At 34.7% G+C, this 2,301-nt stretch carries 2 protein-coding genes; both read right to left on the bottom strand.

Translation table 11 applies throughout. The features are described from left to right. Positions 1-18: 18 nt before the first annotated feature. Positions 19-882 carry a YitT family protein gene (locus LRP84_RS22270; protein ID WP_230577074.1) on the bottom strand — a complete coding sequence of 288 codons (864 nt, stop codon included), beginning with the start codon at positions 880-882 and terminating at the stop codon, positions 19-21. A 41-nt stretch (positions 883-923) separates the two neighbouring features. Next, positions 924-1,820: a LysR family transcriptional regulator gene (locus LRP84_RS22265; RefSeq protein WP_230577073.1), complete on the bottom strand. Its 897-nt coding sequence runs from the start codon at positions 1,818-1,820 to the stop codon at positions 924-926. Positions 1,821-2,301: the final 481 nt, after the last annotated feature.

Genomic DNA, 2,301 nt, shown 5'->3' with positions numbered 1-2,301 from the left:
ATTTGAAGGCTAGATTTTTTAACTCGCTTTAAAGCCACCACCTAATACATCACGTACATCATGAATAACAACAAATGCATTTTTATCTTTTTTACTCACGACTTGTTTTAATTGAACGAGTTCTTGTTTATTGATAACAATATATAATACTTCCTTATTATTTCCTGTGTAACCGCCTCGTCCTTCTAATACTGTTACACCGCGCGTCATATGCTGCATAATAGACTCTCGAATAACATCTGGATAGTTTGAAATAATTGTCACAGCTGTTCTTGTATCCATTCCTTCTACAATAAAATCAATGACCTTCGCACCAATAAAGACCGCTACAAGTGTATACATCGCTTTCTCCTGTCCGATAATAAACACTGAGCCGGCAATAACAACGATATCAATAATTAATACACCTTTCCCGACGCTCCAGCCTAAATATTGATTTGCTAACCTAGCTATGATAGCCGAACCACCCGATGTGCCACCTGCTCGAAACATAAATCCTAAGCCAACCCCAACAAAACTACCGGCAAAAAGAGCTGCTAATAATGTATCATTATTTACCGGAGTTGCAACGCCTTCTGTGATATATAAAAAGAAAGATGTAGATATAATACCAAGAATTGTATACACCATCGTTTTCTTATCAAAAAATTTATAACCGATTGCAAGTAAAATGACATTCATTATAAGGTTGACAAGACCAGGAGACCAGTCAAACAAATAGTAGGTAATAACAGTAAGACCGATAATCCCCCCTTCTGATAATCGATTTGGAATAGCAAAAAAGTTAATCCCAATCGCAAATAATAATGATCCAACTACAACAAGCAAGATCTCTTTCGTACGTTCATTCATTACATTTTCCTCCCATCTATCCCTTAACATGTATGTTATCATTCAACATTTTACACATACACCTTAGGAAATTAAGTTGTCGCTCTCCATTTCTCTGCATGTTTCTCTATCATTTCAATTAATTTTTTCATCGCCGGAGTCAACCATTTATTTTTATGGTATGCCAGTTCAGTTGTAACAAAATCCTCACTGTATATCCATGGAAGCGCGATTAACTTACCACGCTCAATTTCCTCCTTAACCGTAATAAGCGGTAAATACGATAGTCCTAGTCCGCACATGACGGTTTGTTTAATTGCCTCAATACTCCAAAAGTGAATACGTGAGCAATTAATCCCTTCCTCTTTTATCCATTTTTCTAATAAGTCTCGATAACTTCCCGGCTCTGTGAGTAATAGCATTTCTCCTTCTAAATCAGCAGGAGTAACGATGTTTTGTTTCGTTAGCGGATGCTCTGGCGGAGCAACAAGCACAACTGTTTCTCGAACAAGGGAATGAGTAACAATATCTACACCAAGCTTTTCCGGATTTGTAAATAAAGCAAAATCAAATTTACCTGACTTTAACTCATTATGTAATTCCTGGCTCTCTGATGGTTGTAAAATAATATGAACTTGCGGATATTTCTTTTTAAATTCATATAAAATCACAGGTAATCGATATATCATTAAAGACTCGTTTGCCCCAATACGTATCGTTCCTGATGGTTTACCGTTCATTTGAGAGGATTCCAGCGCCTCATTAGATAATTCTAATATTTTTTGCGCATAAGAAAGCATGTGCTCCCCTACTTCAGTTAAAATCACCTTTTTACCAAGACGATCAAACAAAGGGCTTCCAATTTCTTCTTCTAAAGATTGAATATGATTAGTGATTGTTGATTGCGTATATCCGAGCCATTCTCCAGCCCGTGTAAATCCACCGCTTTCCGCTACAATAATAAAAGTTTTCAAATGACGTAACTCCATAGTGCCACCTCCTGTTGTACAATCGTTATTTCATCTTCAATAGCATAAATTACGGTTTATATTATTGTAGAAAGGTTACCTATACTTTTCTAACATCAATTTATTGTTTGTTATACCTATATTTCCATAATAACGAAAATTGATGTTACAAGATATATAATGCCAAAGGTAAACATGTGTTGTATTCATGTAAATTTTTATAAATGACTTTTCTCTGTTATATATAAGATGCATACAGTAAAATTTGTCCTGAAACACCTATGAAGCTAACTATTCTCATAGAAATAGTTAGCTTCATGGACAACCTTATATACTTTTAACCATATATACTCGAATCGAAAACGATTAATTCCAAACTTAAGCTGCCAGTTTATATAAATGTCCATTCTCAAATGATGTTTACAGCATATAAAGAAACTACATAACATTTCCTCTTCACACTCACCTAATCACTATTATATATTTAGAATAAGAATAAATA

Source organism: Bacillus rhizoplanae (assembly GCF_917563915.1).
Classification (GTDB): domain Bacteria; phylum Bacillota; class Bacilli; order Bacillales; family Bacillaceae_G; genus Bacillus_A; species Bacillus_A rhizoplanae.
The sequence above is the reverse complement of the archived record's forward strand: the minus strand, read 5'-3'. Positions and strand labels throughout refer to the sequence as shown.